14 protein-coding genes, 2 pseudogenes and 1 riboswitch are annotated in these 14762 nt (G+C 45.0%); of the genes and pseudogenes, 9 read left to right on the forward strand and 7 right to left on the reverse strand.

Annotated features, from left to right (window positions below; translation table 11 throughout):
- A pseudogene (locus K5Q92_RS16035) lies at window positions 1-341 on the reverse strand (glycosyltransferase); the annotation flags it as partial.
- 212 nt (window positions 342-553) lie between these two features.
- Here K5Q92_RS16035 and K5Q92_RS16040 point away from each other — a divergent pair.
- The 8 genes from K5Q92_RS16040 to K5Q92_RS16075 all read left to right on the forward strand — a co-directional run bounded on the left by K5Q92_RS16040 (window position 554) and on the right by K5Q92_RS16075 (window position 6372).
- On the forward strand, window positions 554-1297 hold the full coding sequence (locus K5Q92_RS16040; RefSeq protein ID WP_220769938.1) for a glycosyltransferase family 25 protein: 744 nt from the start codon (window positions 554-556) through the stop codon (window positions 1295-1297).
- Window positions 1298-1369: 72 nt separating this feature from the next.
- The gene (locus K5Q92_RS16045; RefSeq protein ID WP_220769939.1) at window positions 1370-1531 is read left to right on the forward strand and encodes a DUF2986 domain-containing protein; all 162 of its coding nucleotides are present in this window, start codon (window positions 1370-1372) and stop codon (window positions 1529-1531) included.
- Between the two features lie 151 nt (window positions 1532-1682).
- Complete coding sequence (gene gltS, locus K5Q92_RS16050) at window positions 1683-2906, forward strand: sodium/glutamate symporter (RefSeq protein ID WP_220769940.1); 1224 nt, start codon at window positions 1683-1685, stop codon at window positions 2904-2906.
- A 260-nt stretch (window positions 2907-3166) separates the two neighbouring features.
- Complete coding sequence (locus K5Q92_RS16055) at window positions 3167-3451, forward strand: DUF2282 domain-containing protein (RefSeq protein WP_220769941.1); 285 nt, start codon at window positions 3167-3169, stop codon at window positions 3449-3451.
- Window positions 3451-4350: a DUF692 domain-containing protein gene (locus K5Q92_RS16060; protein ID WP_220769942.1), complete on the forward strand. Its 900-nt coding sequence runs from the start codon at window positions 3451-3453 to the stop codon at window positions 4348-4350. Before K5Q92_RS16055 ends, K5Q92_RS16060 begins: the two co-directional genes overlap by 1 nt.
- Window positions 4341-5120 carry a DNA-binding domain-containing protein gene (locus K5Q92_RS16065; RefSeq protein WP_220769943.1) on the forward strand — a complete coding sequence of 260 codons (780 nt, stop codon included), beginning with the start codon at window positions 4341-4343 and terminating at the stop codon, window positions 5118-5120. The genes K5Q92_RS16060 and K5Q92_RS16065 overlap by 10 nt, the downstream gene beginning before the upstream one ends.
- A 5-nt stretch (window positions 5121-5125) precedes the next feature.
- Complete coding sequence (locus K5Q92_RS16070; protein WP_220769944.1) at window positions 5126-5605, forward strand: RNA polymerase sigma factor; 480 nt, start codon at window positions 5126-5128, stop codon at window positions 5603-5605.
- A gap of 2 nt (window positions 5606-5607) precedes the next feature.
- Complete coding sequence (locus K5Q92_RS16075) at window positions 5608-6372, forward strand: hypothetical protein (RefSeq protein WP_220769945.1); 765 nt, start codon at window positions 5608-5610, stop codon at window positions 6370-6372.
- A gap of 24 nt (window positions 6373-6396) precedes the next feature.
- On the opposite strand, the gene K5Q92_RS24265 is transcribed toward K5Q92_RS16075, so the two are convergent.
- The 4 genes and pseudogenes from K5Q92_RS24265 to glp form a co-directional block, all read right to left on the reverse strand.
- Window positions 6397-6540 carry a DUF333 domain-containing protein gene (locus K5Q92_RS24265; RefSeq protein ID WP_259649597.1) on the reverse strand — a complete coding sequence of 48 codons (144 nt, stop codon included), beginning with the start codon at window positions 6538-6540 and terminating at the stop codon, window positions 6397-6399.
- Between the two features lie 42 nt (window positions 6541-6582).
- Window positions 6583-6738 (reverse strand): annotated as a pseudogene (locus K5Q92_RS24270) (DUF333 domain-containing protein); the annotation flags it as partial.
- Between the two features lie 308 nt (window positions 6739-7046).
- Window positions 7047-7817 (reverse strand): molybdopterin-synthase adenylyltransferase MoeB, encoded by a 771-nt coding sequence (gene moeB, locus K5Q92_RS16085; RefSeq protein WP_220769947.1) that lies wholly within the window; start codon window positions 7815-7817, stop codon window positions 7047-7049.
- 34 nt (window positions 7818-7851) lie between these two features.
- The gene (gene glp / locus K5Q92_RS16090) at window positions 7852-9096 is read right to left on the reverse strand and encodes a gephyrin-like molybdotransferase Glp (RefSeq protein WP_220769948.1); all 1245 of its coding nucleotides are present in this window, start codon (window positions 9094-9096) and stop codon (window positions 7852-7854) included.
- A 348-nt stretch (window positions 9097-9444) separates the two neighbouring features.
- Here glp and ftnA point away from each other — a divergent pair, with 348 nt between their 5' ends.
- Entirely contained in the window at window positions 9445-9972 is a 528-nt protein-coding gene (gene ftnA / locus K5Q92_RS16095) for a non-heme ferritin (protein WP_220769949.1), read from the forward strand.
- Window positions 9973-10034: 62 nt separating this feature from the next.
- Here the strand turns inward: ftnA and K5Q92_RS16100 are convergent, their stop codons facing one another.
- Window positions 10035-13253 carry an EAL domain-containing protein gene (locus K5Q92_RS16100; RefSeq protein ID WP_220769950.1) on the reverse strand — a complete coding sequence of 1073 codons (3219 nt, stop codon included), beginning with the start codon at window positions 13251-13253 and terminating at the stop codon, window positions 10035-10037.
- Window positions 13254-13542: 289 nt separating this feature from the next.
- Complete coding sequence (gene ribB / locus K5Q92_RS16105) at window positions 13543-14181, reverse strand: 3,4-dihydroxy-2-butanone-4-phosphate synthase (protein ID WP_220769951.1); 639 nt, start codon at window positions 14179-14181, stop codon at window positions 13543-13545.
- A 166-nt stretch (window positions 14182-14347) separates the two neighbouring features.
- Window positions 14348-14615: riboswitch (FMN riboswitch) on the reverse strand.
- Window positions 14616-14762: the final 147 nt, after the last annotated feature.

Below are 14762 nucleotides of genomic sequence, written 5' to 3' on the forward strand. Positions count from 1 at the left end.
CAGTGGCAAAAGTAATAACAAGGTTCAAAGTCACAGCCACTGACGACTGTGTCACAATCTGTAGAGTTTGATAAAAATAGATCAAACTTACCGTTTACAGCCTCAACTTCCTCAACACACAACTTCAACTGCTGTTGCTGTTCGGCAAGCTTTAATTGCTTCTGATTTTTATAAACATAGTGAATGGTAACATTTCGTGGAGGCGGAAAGTCGCCCTCCTGCTTGAAAACGAATAGGTGCACATCTTGCCCGGCCTCTTGCAAAATTTCGGCTTGAGTTAACGCAACTTTGACAGTGCCGTTGGCGTAAAAATTGTGGCAAAAGATGGCTATCTTTTTCATTTTACATATATCTCTTACATTAGATTAAGGAGGAATTGTACCAGATGTGCAACTCGTCAGTATAAGTAAATCTAGAGATTACCAAGAGAGGTCGAATGACTCGTTATGGCATCTTTTGACTTTAGCGAAGAGCAAACTTTCTGATTTAGAATACGCTGTCATTCGATTATAATCCTTGTCAGATTACTCTATTGAATTTTGGTTGTTAGGTTATGAAGTGTTTCGTTATAAGCTTGGTTACAGAGAACAAAAGGCGTGCTCATATTAATCAGCAGTTTAGTTCTCAAGCTATCGAGTTTGAGTTTTATGATGCTATCACACCAGCAACTAATGAGGCGGAGGCTGCTCGCTTACAGATTGTGACCCAAGACTCATCCCTTAGTCGTGGCGAGATCTCCTGCTTGTTAAGCCATGTAGCCATACTCCAAAAGATCGTTGATGAATCTATCCCTTACGCCGCGATTTTTGAAGATGATATTCATCTTGGCAAAGAGGCTGGGCAGTTTTTATGTTCAGACAATTGGATTCCTGACTCGGTTGAGCTGATAAAAGTTGAAATGTTTAACCATATTGCCAAGGGGCAGTTTTGGGGAGGCCATAAACTAGGGGGCGGCAAAGAACTCTTTAAGCTAACTGGGCGACATTTGGGCGCCGCAGGGTATATTGTTAGTTGCAGAATGGCGAGTCAGTTGTTGAATGAAGTTCGTCAATGTCAGCCTGTCGAAGCGATAGATAAGATTATCTTTGAAGAGTTGATCACATCAAACAAGGTGGATGCATATCAGTTGCAGCCTGCTATTTGCGCGCAAGATGACATTATTGATAGAAAGAATAGCGTACTTCATAGCAGCTTGAACGCTGAGCGTGTACTGCCAGCCAAGAAGAAGCTGAGTTTGGCACTTAAGATTAAGCGTGAAATTGAGCGCCTGTTTAGTCGTCGAATTCAATTTAAGTAATTAGCCGATAGTGGGTCGTTGTTATAGCGCTAACGGGCTATAATTGAGCTTTATTACTAACGATATTTTACAATGAATCGCACCAAGAAGATCACCAAAAAACACATGAGCAAGGTGAAGAAAGCTAACGCTAAGCTCAATACCAGCAACAAGCCGAAGTACATTTCTAAGGCAGAAAGGGAGAGGTTGGCAGCCCTAGCTGTTGCTGAATCAGTACAAATTGACAGCGAATAGGTTCTTTTTTGTGCGAAGAATCGCTTTTCATGATCCAGATGCCATAATTCCGACACGGCTAATATTATTTACCCTAATGAATATGACAGAATAGCCGGCTAATTTTGGTTTTGTAGGTTTTTTACTACAGAACCTAACGGATAGGAGTTTCATGAATACTGTATATTCAATCGGAGAACTAGAATCATTTTTGATCGCCATTTTGGTGTTGTTTATCGGCCACTCAGTTAATCGCCACGTTCGTTTTTTCAAAAAATACAATATCCCAGAGCCTATTATCGGTGGCTTGGTTGTCGCAGCAGTCATTACTGTTCTTCATTTTCAAAACATTACGCTAGCGTTTTCATTGCCGATGCAAAACACGCTTATGTTGATGTTTTTCAGTACCGTGGGGCTTGCGGCCAGTTACAAGCTGCTTGCTCGTGGTGGAAAAAAAGTCTTTATTTTTCTTGGTATCGCCTCGATTTACATCATATTGCAGAATGCGGTGGGGGTGAGTTTGGCTGCAGCCCTTGGTTTAGAGCCTTTGATGGGCTTGGTAGCTGGCTCAATCACCCTTTCTGGCGGGCACGGTACCGGCGCCGCTTGGTCGCAGACGTTTGCCGAGCAATACAACATGAATACCCTAGAGTTCGCTATGGCCGCCGCAACATTTGGCTTAGTGATGGGCGGTATCATCGGCGGTCCGGTGGCACAAAGGCTTATTAATAAAAATAAGCTGGAATCTTCTTACGGTATTGGTGGTAACCATCATAAAGACCATCCAGACCTAGTAACCTATGATCAGTTAGAGATCGATAATGTCACCGCTAAGAGTGTGTTAGAAACGCTATTTATCATCATGCTTTGTGTGGCTGGGGCTAAATGGGTTGGCTACTTGGTTGCCAGTTTTGATATCAGCTGGCTAAAGATGCCAGAGTTTGTTTATGCACTATTTCTTGGGGTGGTCATCACTAACCTTACCGAGATGACCCGTGGCTACAAGATGAATAATGAGTGCGTCGATATCTTAGGAACGGTTGCCTTATCTCTGTTCCTCGCGATGGCATTAATGAGCTTAAAGTTATGGGAGATCTTTGATCTCGCAATCCCACTGTTGATTATCTTAATGGTACAGACAGTGGTGTTAGCCTGTTTTGCATACTTTGTTACCTTCAAGGTGATGGGGTCAAATTACGATGCGGCGGTGATGGCGGGTGGTCATTGTGGCTTTGGCATGGGGGCTACGCCGACTGCGGTCATGAATATGGGGGCACTGGTATCCCGAAATGGCCCGTCTCCACAAGCCTTTATGGTAGTACCTATTGTTGGTGCTTTCTTTATAGACATCGTTAACCTAGTAGTATTGCAGGGCTACATTAAATTTATCTTGTAGTGGTTTGCCCCCGTTAGAACAAGGCACGCATTTGCGTGCCTTTTTTGTTACTTACTGTTTATCGGTGTATTTTTTGCCTGTTTATCAAAACAGGCCGTACTCCCTATCTTTTCTTCTGCTTGGTCGCTATCTGTGGCTATCACATTTGCCTACGTTAGATTGTCATTCGACTAGAATTAATTTTGACCATGATGCAATCAATAACGATTTCGATTCGTTATAGCTATTGAACATCTCATTAATCAAAAGGACATTCCGATATGAAATCGACTAAAACAGCCGTAGGTGCAACAGTCGCAGGCATTCTTGCCGCTAGTCTTTCGCTGGGAGCGCAGGCAGTCCCAGATCAGCCCAAAGAGTGGGAGAAGTGTGCCGGTATTGCTAAAGCCGGTGCTAATGATTGTGGAGCCTTAGATGGTAGCCATGGCTGCGCAGGCCAGGCTAAAGAAGACAATATGCCTACCGAGTGGATCTATGTTCCAGCAGGCACTTGTGACAAGATAACAGGCGGTGAAGTTAAAGCCGTCAAACCGGCTAAGAGCTAGTGCCTTTACCAAAGATTGTGGGCGCAGGCATAGGTCTGCGTATCCCACACGTTCAGCAGTTATTGGCCGATGAGGCTATTCAACTACCTTGGCTAGAGGTGTTGGTCGATAATTGGTTGGTAGATGGTGGATTAAATCAGTACCTACTCAAAGCCGTAAGTGAACGTTTTCAATTAGTTTTCCATAGTGTTGGTCTATCTTTAGGTGGACCAAGTCCTCTCGATCTTGATTACCTTCGAAGAATAAAAGACTTAAAGCAGCAATGTGGTGCCCATTGGTATTCTGAGCATGCCAGCTTTTCTGGCAATGGTGATTTTAAGGTTGCCGATCTATTGCCCCTGCCATACACCCAAGAGGCGGTGATGCATATCAGCCAACGTATTAAGCAGACTCAGGACTTCATGGGAGAAAGAATTCTGCTAGAAAACGTGTCTACCTATATGAGCTGTCGTCATAACGAATTGAGCGAGGGGGAGTTTATTGCTGCTATAGCTGAAGAAGCCGATTGTTACTTACTGCTTGATATTAATAATGCCTTTGTCACTAGCGTTAACCTCAATCAGTCAATGCAATCTTTTATGGAGGCGATTCCGACTGAACGAGTGAAGCAGATCCATCTGGCAGGTTTTCATGATAAGGGAGACTATCTGCTTGACGCCCATAACCATCCGGTTGATCCCAATGTGTGGGCGGCATTTGAATCCTATATCCAGCGACATGGCGCAATCCCGAGCATGATTGAATGGGATAGCGAATTGCCGACTCTAGAGCGATTACTGCAAGAGCGAGCCATCGCGGCGGGTATATTACAAGCTGTGCCAATGGTTAATGTTGGCTCTGAAAACTTGAGTGGTAAGGCGGTTGGTGACACAAGTATTGGTGATGAGCAATGCGCTTAGCACAGTGGCAGTCAGCCTTTATTCATGCCCTTAAGCCCCATGGCAATGGGGAAGCTCTTGTTCAGTTAGTCAATGAGCGAGAACAGAATAGAGTCGAGATCTACCGCAATAATGCATTTCAAGCGTTATTGAGTGCGCTGAAATTGGTCTTTCCTGTTTGCCAAGCTGTGGTGGGAGAAACCTGTTTTACGCAATTGGTCAGAGGGTATGAGCAACAGCACCCATTAAGTAACAGTAACTTGAATCGTTATGGACGGCACTTTCCCCAATGGTTAGCGCATGAGCTCAGTCAACATGAAGCTTTTAAAGATCTGCTGTATCTGCCTGAACTGGCCCAATTAGAGTGGCTGTTGAATCAAAGTTATTATGCAATGGATCTTGATGGATTTATGCAGCCACCAAACTGCAGGTTAGAGCTGCTAGCCACACTCGATGAGCAGGCGCAGCAGCAAGCGGCTTTATTATTACGCCCTGATCTAGCCCTACTGAGCTGCCATTATCCAGTGCAGAATGTGTGGAATAGGCATAATGCTCAACTAAATAGCGCTGAGGTTATCGGCAGTGGCATCAGTTATCTGGTAATTCATAGAGAGGGTTTTAAAGCGCAGTTTAGTGTCATTGATAAGGCTCTAATGCAATTGCTAAGTGCGATATTCGCTGGGCAAACTCTAGCACAAATGGCAGATTCGGCGCTGGATCTGAGTCTTTTAGGTGGTCTGATAGAGCGTCAGTGGATCTGCGGCTTTAGATTAGCTCTAGAGGCGGACTGAATCAGATGGATAGAGAGTTGCTGCAGGCTTTGTACCGGTACTGTTTCTGCCTTACTGCGAATAGCTCTCAGGCTGAAGATTTATTGCAAACGGCCATAGAGAGTTGGTTAAAGACAAACTGTAAGCCTATTCAGTTAAGAGCTTACTTAAGAAAGGTGATCCGCAATCAGTTCATCGATGACTGTCGCAGGCTCAAGTGTGTGGATTTTGAGCCACTCGATGACAATGCGCCTGCGCTACTCGACGAGACCTGTCTAGAAGAGATTGAAATTCAGCATAACCTCATTGGACACCTATTTGAGCTTCTCAATCCTGCCGAGAGAGAGGTGCTCTATTTGTGGGCCGTAGAGGGTTATAGCGCTGCTGAGATTGCCATAGAGATACAGCAACCACGAGGCACCATCTTGTCCCGTTTACACCGTATTAAATTGAAAACAGCCGATCTTAATCTAGATGCTTCGGTGCAGAACATCGGTGGGCAATAGCTATGACGAAAAAGACTGACGCCACCGATATGAACTTTAAAGCCTTAGTTAAGCAGCATATTGAAGCTCAAGCCTTGAGTGAGCAAGGGGTGGCTAGGATGCAAAGCTTATTGGCTGGGATTGAGAATACGCAAAGTCATTCGATAGAAGTACCATCAATAGATAGCGACTCTGTTGCTACGGCGCAGAGTCGTGAGCCTGAAACGCTAGCGGGGGATCCAACAGTGAGAAGGGCAAGTAGCAACTGGTATTTGTTACGCCTTAAGAGCCTAGTCGCGCTTGCGGCGAGCGTAGTGCTCTTGCTACTTAGCGTGCAGTGGTATCCTGAGATAAGTTGGCAAGGAGAAGTGAGGGGGAGTCGTGGGGGCGCGGTGAGTGATATGCACGCAAAGATAGCCAACGAAGTGGCTAAAAATCACATCAAGATGAAACCATTAGAGGTGCAAACCGCACAGCTATCACAACTAAGGGCATATTTCACCGAGCTTGATTTTACACTCGTAAGCTCTAGCCGTATCGATGATGCAAAACAGATGATAGGTGGACGGTATTGCTCAATCCAAGGCCTGACGGCTGCACAGATAAGATTTGTCGATCCGTTACAGTCTGTGACGTTATACCAAGTTCAATATGATAAGCGGCTGTATGGTGAGATCCCGATAATGGAATCTGGCGAGACACCAATAGAACTGGTGGTGAGAGGGGTTACCGTATCTATCTGGGTTGAGAAAGGGTTATTGATGGCGACAGCGCGCTCAATTGAATAACCCTCATCATAATGGTGCTCGCTTTTATTCCGAGAGTTTATTGTCACGACGATACAATTGCCATTGCTCTATTTTTTCACCATTGGGTAAGGTACAGATACTGGTCGCAAGATCAACGCTGCCACCTTGGGCAATGCAGTTTTGTGTCGCAGGATTCGGCTTGCCCACTCTAGGTTTATGCAGCTCGGAACTCGCCTCTGAGACAGAGTCATCAGACTGGTGATCTCTACGGTACAAGCTCCACTCCTCTATACGCTCGCCACTCGGTAGGGTGCAATAACCGACTTCCCCTTCCGCTTGCTTTTCAATAGCTAACTCTCCACCAAGTGAAACGCAGTAAGTTGAAGCTGGGTTGGCGAGCTGAACAGGCTTTTTCGTGTCATCTTGCGCAGGGTTACAGGCGGTGAGAAGCATCATTGCTGCACTAACAGTGACTATTTTTACATAGTTAATTACATGGCGAGATCTTTTCATTGGCTACTCCGTTGCAGTCTTTATTGATCACTAAATTACGTCGATACGGTTACTAACGAAAATTTTTCATAAAAGGGTTATTTTATTTAATCTAAGGTTGGAGCTAACTAAGTGCAAGTTGCAATGATCCGTGAGGCGCAAATAATAAAAAAGTGGTCACTCTGGACCACTTTCATCAAGTTATTTATTGCAGATAATGCCTAGCCACACACTTTACATTGTGGTTGTTTTGGTAGTTTCATCTCTCTAAACTCCATGGTCATTGCATCTATCATCAAGATGCGTCCAGCCAGAGTTTGCCCCATGTTGGCGATGACCTTGATGGCTTCGACTGCTTGTAAGCAGCCAACCATGCCGACCACTGGGGCTAGAATTCCTGATTCGACACAGCTTAGTTGTTGCTCGCCAAAAAGCTTGCTGAAGCAGTGGTAGCAAGGAGTATCGCCTTGGTAATCGAATACCGTGACCATGCCTTCCATACGAATCGCAGCAGCCGAGATTAGTGGCTTCTTATGCTTAAAGCAACTTTGGTTTAGCTGTTCGCGCACGGCAACATTGTCGGTGCAATCCATTACTATAGAGTGTTGCTCGACAAGGGCATCGATTTCATGATCATCGAGTACCGCATTAATCGTCTCTATCTGAATGTGTGGGTTAAGTGCCGTTAAACTCTGCTTGGCCGAGTCGACCTTAGCTTGGCCGACGTTGGCGTCTTGATGTAAAACCTGTCTTTGCAGATTTGAGATCTCAACGGTATCAAAATCGACTAAGGTCATCGAGCCTGCCCCTGCTACCGCAAGGTACTGGCTCGCGGCGCAGCCTAAACCACCTGCACCAATAATGAGCACCTTAGCTTGCTTGAGTTTTTCCTGGCCTTCAAAGTCCATCGACTTGATCGATATTTGGCGGCTATAACGCAATATTTCTGCATCAGATAAGATTTCATCTGTTGCTGCTTGTTCGGTCGACATCAAATTGATCTCATATGTTTAGGTAGTGCAGAGCTTAGCAAAGCACACCATTAAAAGGTTCGACGGTGACTTGAGAGCCATCGCTTAAGCCATCGCAATCTTGGGCTAAAATAATGAAGCAGTTTGCTAGGGTCATCGATGTCAGCATGCCAGAACCTTGGCCGCCAGTGACAGCAACTTCGGCCTCACCTTGCGCGTTATAGCTTAATATCGCACGCTGGTACTCTACTCGACCAGGGAACTTACGGATCTCACCCTTGAGCGTAGCTTTTAGTGTCACAGGTTTTACCTGAGGTAAGCCTTGCATCTTATTGAGTAGCGGCCATACAAGTTTGTAGAAAGTCACCATGGATGAAACTGGATTGCCAGGGAGTCCACAGAATACTGCATCACCAAGGTGGCCAAAGGCAAAAGGTTTACCCGGTTTAATGGCTAGCTTCCAGAAGGTGATCTGACCCTCTTCATCAAGGATCTGTTTAGTGAAGTCGGCATCACCCACTGAGACACCACCAGAGGTTAGAACCATATCGGCACATTCTGATGCCGTTTTAAAGGCTTGGCGAATGGCTTCTTTATCGTCTTCGATAACGCCAAGATCGATCCATTCGATATTACCGCGGCTCAGCAAACCTTGGATACTATAGCGGTTAGAGTCGTAGATTTGACCCGGACCTAATTCGCTGCCAACTGGGCGCAGTTCATCGCCTGTAGAGAAGAAAGCTACTTTAACGATACGCTTAACACGTAACTGGCTGACGCCAATTGTTGCCAATACGCCCATCTCGGCAGCACCAATTAAGGTACCTGCTGCCAGTACTTTAGTACCACTGGTGAGCTCTTCACCGCGGCAGCGAACGTTAGCGCCAAGCTCTTTTGGTGCTTCAATGGTGATCAGCTCACCATCAGCAGTAACCTTTTCCTGCATCTGTACTGTGTCATAGCCGCTTGGTACTGGCGCACCTGTCATGATACGAATACAGCCGCCCTTGACGCACTTACCCGTATAAGGATGGCCTGCGAAAGATTGTCCAATTAACTTTAGTGGCTCGCCTGCAGCCAAGTCTGCAAAGTTGAACGCATAACCGTCCATTGCTGAGTTATCGAAAGGAGGAAGATCGATATGAGAGGCAAGATCTTCTGCGAGTACTCGACCTAAAGCTTGAGGTAGTGTCACGACTTCTGAGTCTGTGATGGGTTTTACTTGTTCTAGTAATTTAACGATAGCCTGATCGGGATGCATTAGGCTAGGTTGCGAACATGGATCTGCATGAGTCTGCATCTATCTATCCTTGAGACGTGAATCGGAACGTTAAGTAAAAACGAATATAGCGCATTATGCCATGGTGAATATAGATGGCTATGATCTGCGCGGCAGTTTTTAAACACAGTTAAAATAGAGTGGCAATTAATGATACAGATCTAACCACTATTCACGGGGGTGACTCTATCCTTTACGGCTGATTTAGCTGGTTTTTTTGTTAAAAGCAATCGTAGCTAAGGTAACGTAAGATGCTGTAAATGAAAACCATTATTATTTATTTAACAATCACTTAAGTAAATTTTATTGCAATTATTAGCTAGCTTGATAACAATAACTGCCACAAACTGAAAGCCTTAAGGAATTGATATGTTAGCCCAGAAGATGATTGACCAGTTAAATGACCAGATCAACATGGAGTTCTTCTCCTCTAATCTGTATCTACAGATGAGCGCATGGTGCGAAGATAAAGGCTTTGAAGGTGCTGCTAAGTTTATGCGTGCTCACGCCGAAGAGGAAATGGGCCACATGCATCGTCTGTTTACTTATGTGAGTGAAACAGGTGGTATGCCACTTTTAGGGACTATCGAGGCTCCACAAGCTGAGTTTCCGTCACTTTTGGCACTATTTGAGTACACCTATGAACATGAGCAGTTGATCACTAAAAAGATCAATGAACTCGCACATGCGGCTTTCACTAACCAAGATTATTCAACCTTTAACTTCCTGCAGTGGTATGTGTCAGAACAGCATGAGGAAGAGAAGTTATTTAAGTCTATCGTCGATAAGATCCGCCTTGTTGGCGAAGATGGTAAGGCACTATTCTTTGTCGATAAAGATCTGGCGCAGATGGCAGTCGAAGAATCTGCAAGCGTGATGACTAGCGAAGCAGTTTAATTTTGTAGAACAATGAAAAAGAGCAGCGTTGGCTGCTCTTTTTGTTTGTTACTCTAGTGCGCTTAAACAGCGTTAAGCTCAGTTCCAATATTGAGATAATGAAATGGTTGTGCATGCGTTAAAAAGGCGACTAGTTGTGCCTTAGGCAGTGGTTTAGACATCAGGTAACCTTGGGCGTAATCACAGCCTAAGCTGTGTAAGAACTGCCACTGTTCAATGGTTTCAATTCCTTCCGCCACGAGTGGCATCTCTAAGCTTTGCGCCATCATGACGATCGCTTTAATCAACTTTGCGTCAGATGGATTGTTTAGCACGTTATCGATAAAGCTCTTATCGATCTTAATTACCGAAATGGGGCATTGAGTTAGGTAGCTGAGTGCTGAGTAACCGGTACCAAAGTCATCGAGGTAGATATCAATTCCGAGCTGTTTGATTGCCTCTAAGGTCCGTAGGCAACGAGGCTTATCTTCGATCAACATGCTCTCGGTGATTTCAATATGCAGATCTTTCGCGGCGATACCGTGTTTAGATAATGCGTCTTTGAGCACGTCGTAAAAGCTGACATCTCGAGAGCTTAAACATTGACGCCCCGACACATTGATCGCCATCTTGAGCATCAATCCTTGAGAGTGCCACTCGGCAAGATCTGAGAGGGCTTGGTGTAGGATCCATTCGCCTAATGGTTCAATCAACCCGGCCTCTTCGGCGATCGGGATGAAGGCTTGTGGCGAGATGATGCCGAACTCAGGATCATTCCAGCGGACTAGGGCTTCGACACTGACGATGGCTCCGTTACGCATATCAATGACAGGTTGATACTCAAGGTAAAACTCTGATTGCTTGACCGCTTTACGTAACCTCTGTTCGAGGTGCATCCGCTCCAGCATCTCTACATTCATCTCGGGAGAGAAATATTGATAATGGGCTCGACCGTCACGCTTTGCCTGATACATAGCGGTTTCAGAGTTATGTAATAGCATCTCAATATCTTGACCATCTTCTGGGTAGAAGGCGATGCCGAGGCTGGAGGAGATGTTGGTCTCTTTTTTATTGATAATAAAAGGCTTAGATAGTGCGTTGATCAACTTCTGGGCTAATTGTTCGGTACACACGCTGCCTGTTTGTGGAGCGATAATCACAAATTCATCACCGCCAATACGGGCGATAGAGTCATCAGGCCCTAACACGGCTTCGAGTCGTGCGGCAGACTGTTTTAATACCTTATTACCCGCTGCGTGGCCGTGCAGCTCGTTAATAAACTTAAACCTGTCTAAATCGATGAAGAAGATGGCGACTTGGCTGTCGGTATTTTGCGCAGTATCGATAGCTTGCTGTAGCCTTGAGGAGAACAGGTGTCGATTTGGTAGTTTGGTTAATGAGTCGAAGTTGGTCTTATACCAGAGGTCTTGCTCATATTGTTTATTATTACTGATATCGAGAAATAGCCCAATGTACTGAGTTACCTCATTCTTACTGTTTTTGACCGCAGTAATTTTCAGGTACTCTGGGTAGATCTTGCCATCCTTGCGCTTATTCCAGATCTCTCCTTCCCAGCTACTCTTACTGCTTAACGTTTGCCATAGCTTTTGGTAAAAATCCTGCGGGTGATGATCCGAGCTTAAGATGTTTGGTGTCTTTCCTTTGACATCCTCTAAGCTATAGCCAGTAATTTTGGTAAAGGCGGGGTTGACGAGTTCGATGCGGTTGTTGGCATCGGTGACGATAATCCCTTCGGCTGAGTGCCTGAAAACGGCGGAGGCTTGGTGTAGAGCGCGTCTAGACTTCATTCGCTCCGATACCATTTGGTTGACTGCTACTGCTATTTGCGCAAGTTCATCTTTGCCCTTAACTTCAAGATCTAATACTAGGCTTGGGTCTTTTGCTAGTTTTTCCACGTCATCGACTATGCCTCTCACTGAGTCAATGAGGTTATTGGCTATGTTCCTACCGATTAGATAGACCACGTAGAAGAAAAGAAGCCCGGCAAAAATACTAATATAGAGATAAGAGAGGATCTGCTGTTTTTCAATCTCATTCTGGCGAGCGATATTTGCTGTTAGCTGAGTATTTAGCTGATGTAGGTTATCAATGCCTTCGGTTGCCGCATGCCACCAGGCTTCGCTATCGACCACGGGAGCTTGATGTTGTAACTGATATAAGCTGTCATGTAGGGCGATATCTTGACCAAGTAACTCTAATGTTGCTCCTGGAGCAGGTAGCTGGGTCAACTCGGCCTTTGCAATATGCGCTTGGTAATTTTTAGCGGTTTGCTCAATCGTTTTGACTAATACTTGCTGTGTTGGCGTTAGAGTGTGGTGATTAACTAAATTATCTAACGCATTTTTTAAGGTGAAGTAATTTTCTCGAAAACTCGATAAATAGGCGGGATTGAGCGTCGTTAGGTAACCGTTAAAGTTATAACTAAGACCCCCATAGCCGATTAGATCGTCGATGATTTCAGTCTTCTCTACCAGATTAACTTGTTGCTGCAGCTGTGTACGGTAACTGGAGATTAGCTGCTGTGCTGGGCTATCCATCAATTCGCCAAAGCTACTAAGATTATCTGGCGTCATCACAGAAATCGCATTGGCAATGACACTGTCGAGTTGTGATCTAACCTGTGCGATCTGTTTGAAGTCGTTAGGATCTAATGTCTGCGCAGATAACAACCTGTTTATAAGTCCCCGTTCTTGACCCGTGAGCTCCTGAATCTTGAGCATGTTAATCAGATCGGACTGCACTAGCACTTGGTATGAGTTATCGCTCTTAAAGCGTAACTGTGACACAAAATTAATGAGCTTTTGGGTCAGTTGAGAGTAGAAACTGAAGTATTCAGGGGTGTTTAGCTCGATCACTTTCTTTCGAGCAATCTCGAGTTGCTGTCGTGCTAAACTGGCTTTCTGAATTTGATCTTGCAAGGCATGAAATAGTTCGGTGTCATTCTTTACCGTATTGATCGTTTTATCGAGAGCGGAGTTAAAAACCAACTCTTGGAACATTTGGTCTGTCGTTAGCCATTGCTGTTGCAGCTCAGCTTTAAATAGGCGGCCATTACTGCTGAGATATCCAGCAGAGAGGCCGCGTTCTTTTTGTAGCTCATAGATGACATTCTCTATCCCTAAGGTGATCTTAGTCGTGAGCACGTTTGCTGAAGCGTGTTGGTATTGCTTGATGAGAGTTGATGCGCTTAGTACTGCAAGTAATACCAAAATAAACATAGGTAGGGATGCAGATAGCAATAATTTCTGTTTCAAGCTCAATCGACTTAACACGGGTCGCATTCGGCGATGATCCTCAGCAGGAGATAATTTTGGCTCAGTAATGCAATGAAGCTAGATGGAGTATAAAGTGCGCTAGATAATACTCATAGAGATATAGGTACGTCTCAGTATGTTCACTAAAGTTACGCCTAGGTCACGAATTTAGCAAAATACATCAAATATGGTCTAATTCAAAGGTTTTGAGGGTGTGTTTGTTATTCCCAATGGCTATAAGTAATTGGGAAGGGGCTGTTGTTAATTATGTGGGTAAGCAGCCGCATGTGATTGCGGCTGTTCACTGAAGGTGGATTTATTGCGTATTGCGGTAAGCAACAATGTCTTCGATGGTCAGTACAGGCATATCATGCTGTTGAGCAAACTCAACGATTTCAGGTAAACGGGCCATGGTGCCATCGGCTAGAGTCACCTCACAAAGTACACCGTAGGGCTTAAGGCCTGCGAGCTTCATTAGATCGACGGTGCCCTCTGTATGACCACGACGCTCAAGTACACCACCTGGGCGAGCACGTAGTGGATAAACGTGACCTGGCCTCGCTAAGTCATCAGGTTTAGCGTTATCGGCGATTGCGGCTTTAATTGTGGTGACACGGTCGGCAGCAGAAACACCTGTAGTGACACCCTGTTTGGCTTCGATACTCACGGTAAAGGCGGTGCCATATTGGCTATTATTGTCGCTTACCATTGGCGGAAGCTGAAGTTGCTCGATACGTTCATCGGTCAGACAGAGGCAAACAATACCGCTGCATTCGCGAATAAGTAGTGCCATCTGCTCGTTAGTGAGGGTTTCTGCTGCATAGATCAGATCGCCTTCGTTTTCACGATCTTCATCATCAACAACTAACACACCTTTGCCTTGGCGAAGTGCTGTTAGTGCTGCATTAACACGTTCAATTGGATTGCCATAAGGGGCAAGTAGAGACTGATTCATGGATAACATCCTTAAAATACGACATTGGGTTGGCCAGAATCAGGGCATACAGAAAATAACACATCTCTGCTGTCGAACGAGTCGCCATAGAGTTATGTGCATAATAAGAACCGAGCAAAATCCACCACGAAGCTTAAATTAACTTCACGGATTATTTGCTTAAATCTTATATTCTCTTTCATCCGGACTTAGCGTACTAACACTGTTGTGGAGTACCCATTACCGTCGGCTCTGGAGTAGGTGCAACCTTATGGCAGACGGGCGTCTTTGATAAGGTCTGTTTACCAGATCTGCTGACCCTAGTTAATATATGCAGCTATTTATCTTGAGATTTAATAGCGTAAACTAGGCGCTCGCGGGCTTTTATGAGGTGATGACTTATCACCGCATAACTTACCGCCGGTGGGGAGTTACACCCCGCCCTGAGAATTATACTTGGCTGAATATGAATGAATTGATTAACAATTCAGCCGAGTGGCGCAATATTGCGCCTATTTAAATTAAATGACAAGCTGAGATGTAAAAATGGCGAGATAGGCCAAAACTGTCGGCTAAATGACTTATGGATCACCCTAATCAAA

Origin of the sequence: Shewanella sp. MBTL60-007 (assembly GCF_019654915.1) — a bacterium.
GTDB lineage: Bacteria > Pseudomonadota > Gammaproteobacteria > Enterobacterales > Shewanellaceae > Shewanella.

Bases quoted from the DNA above. Each gene is read 5' to 3' on its own strand.
- ribB (WP_220769951.1), bottom strand. From the start codon at position 14,181: ATGAATCAGTCTCTACTTGCCCCTTATGGCAATCCAATTGAACGTGTT.
- gltS (WP_220769940.1), top strand. From the start codon at position 1,683: ATGAATACTGTATATTCAATCGGAGAACTAGAATCATTTTTGATCGCC.
- K5Q92_RS16055 (WP_220769941.1), top strand. From the start codon at position 3,167: ATGAAATCGACTAAAACAGCCGTAGGTGCAACAGTCGCAGGCATTCTT.
- K5Q92_RS16100 (WP_220769950.1), bottom strand. From the start codon at position 13,253: ATGCGACCCGTGTTAAGTCGATTGAGCTTGAAACAGAAATTATTGCTA.
- moeB (WP_220769947.1), bottom strand. From the start codon at position 7,817: ATGTCGACCGAACAAGCAGCAACAGATGAAATCTTATCTGATGCAGAA.
- K5Q92_RS16045 (WP_220769939.1), top strand. From the start codon at position 1,370: ATGAATCGCACCAAGAAGATCACCAAAAAACACATGAGCAAGGTGAAG.
- K5Q92_RS16040 (WP_220769938.1), top strand. From the start codon at position 554: ATGAAGTGTTTCGTTATAAGCTTGGTTACAGAGAACAAAAGGCGTGCT.
- K5Q92_RS16070 (WP_220769944.1), top strand. From the start codon at position 5,126: ATGGATAGAGAGTTGCTGCAGGCTTTGTACCGGTACTGTTTCTGCCTT.
- ftnA (WP_220769949.1), top strand. From the start codon at position 9,445: ATGTTAGCCCAGAAGATGATTGACCAGTTAAATGACCAGATCAACATG.
- K5Q92_RS16065 (WP_220769943.1), top strand. From the start codon at position 4,341: ATGCGCTTAGCACAGTGGCAGTCAGCCTTTATTCATGCCCTTAAGCCC.
- K5Q92_RS16075 (WP_220769945.1), top strand. From the start codon at position 5,608: ATGACGAAAAAGACTGACGCCACCGATATGAACTTTAAAGCCTTAGTT.
- glp (WP_220769948.1), bottom strand. From the start codon at position 9,096: ATGCAGACTCATGCAGATCCATGTTCGCAACCTAGCCTAATGCATCCC.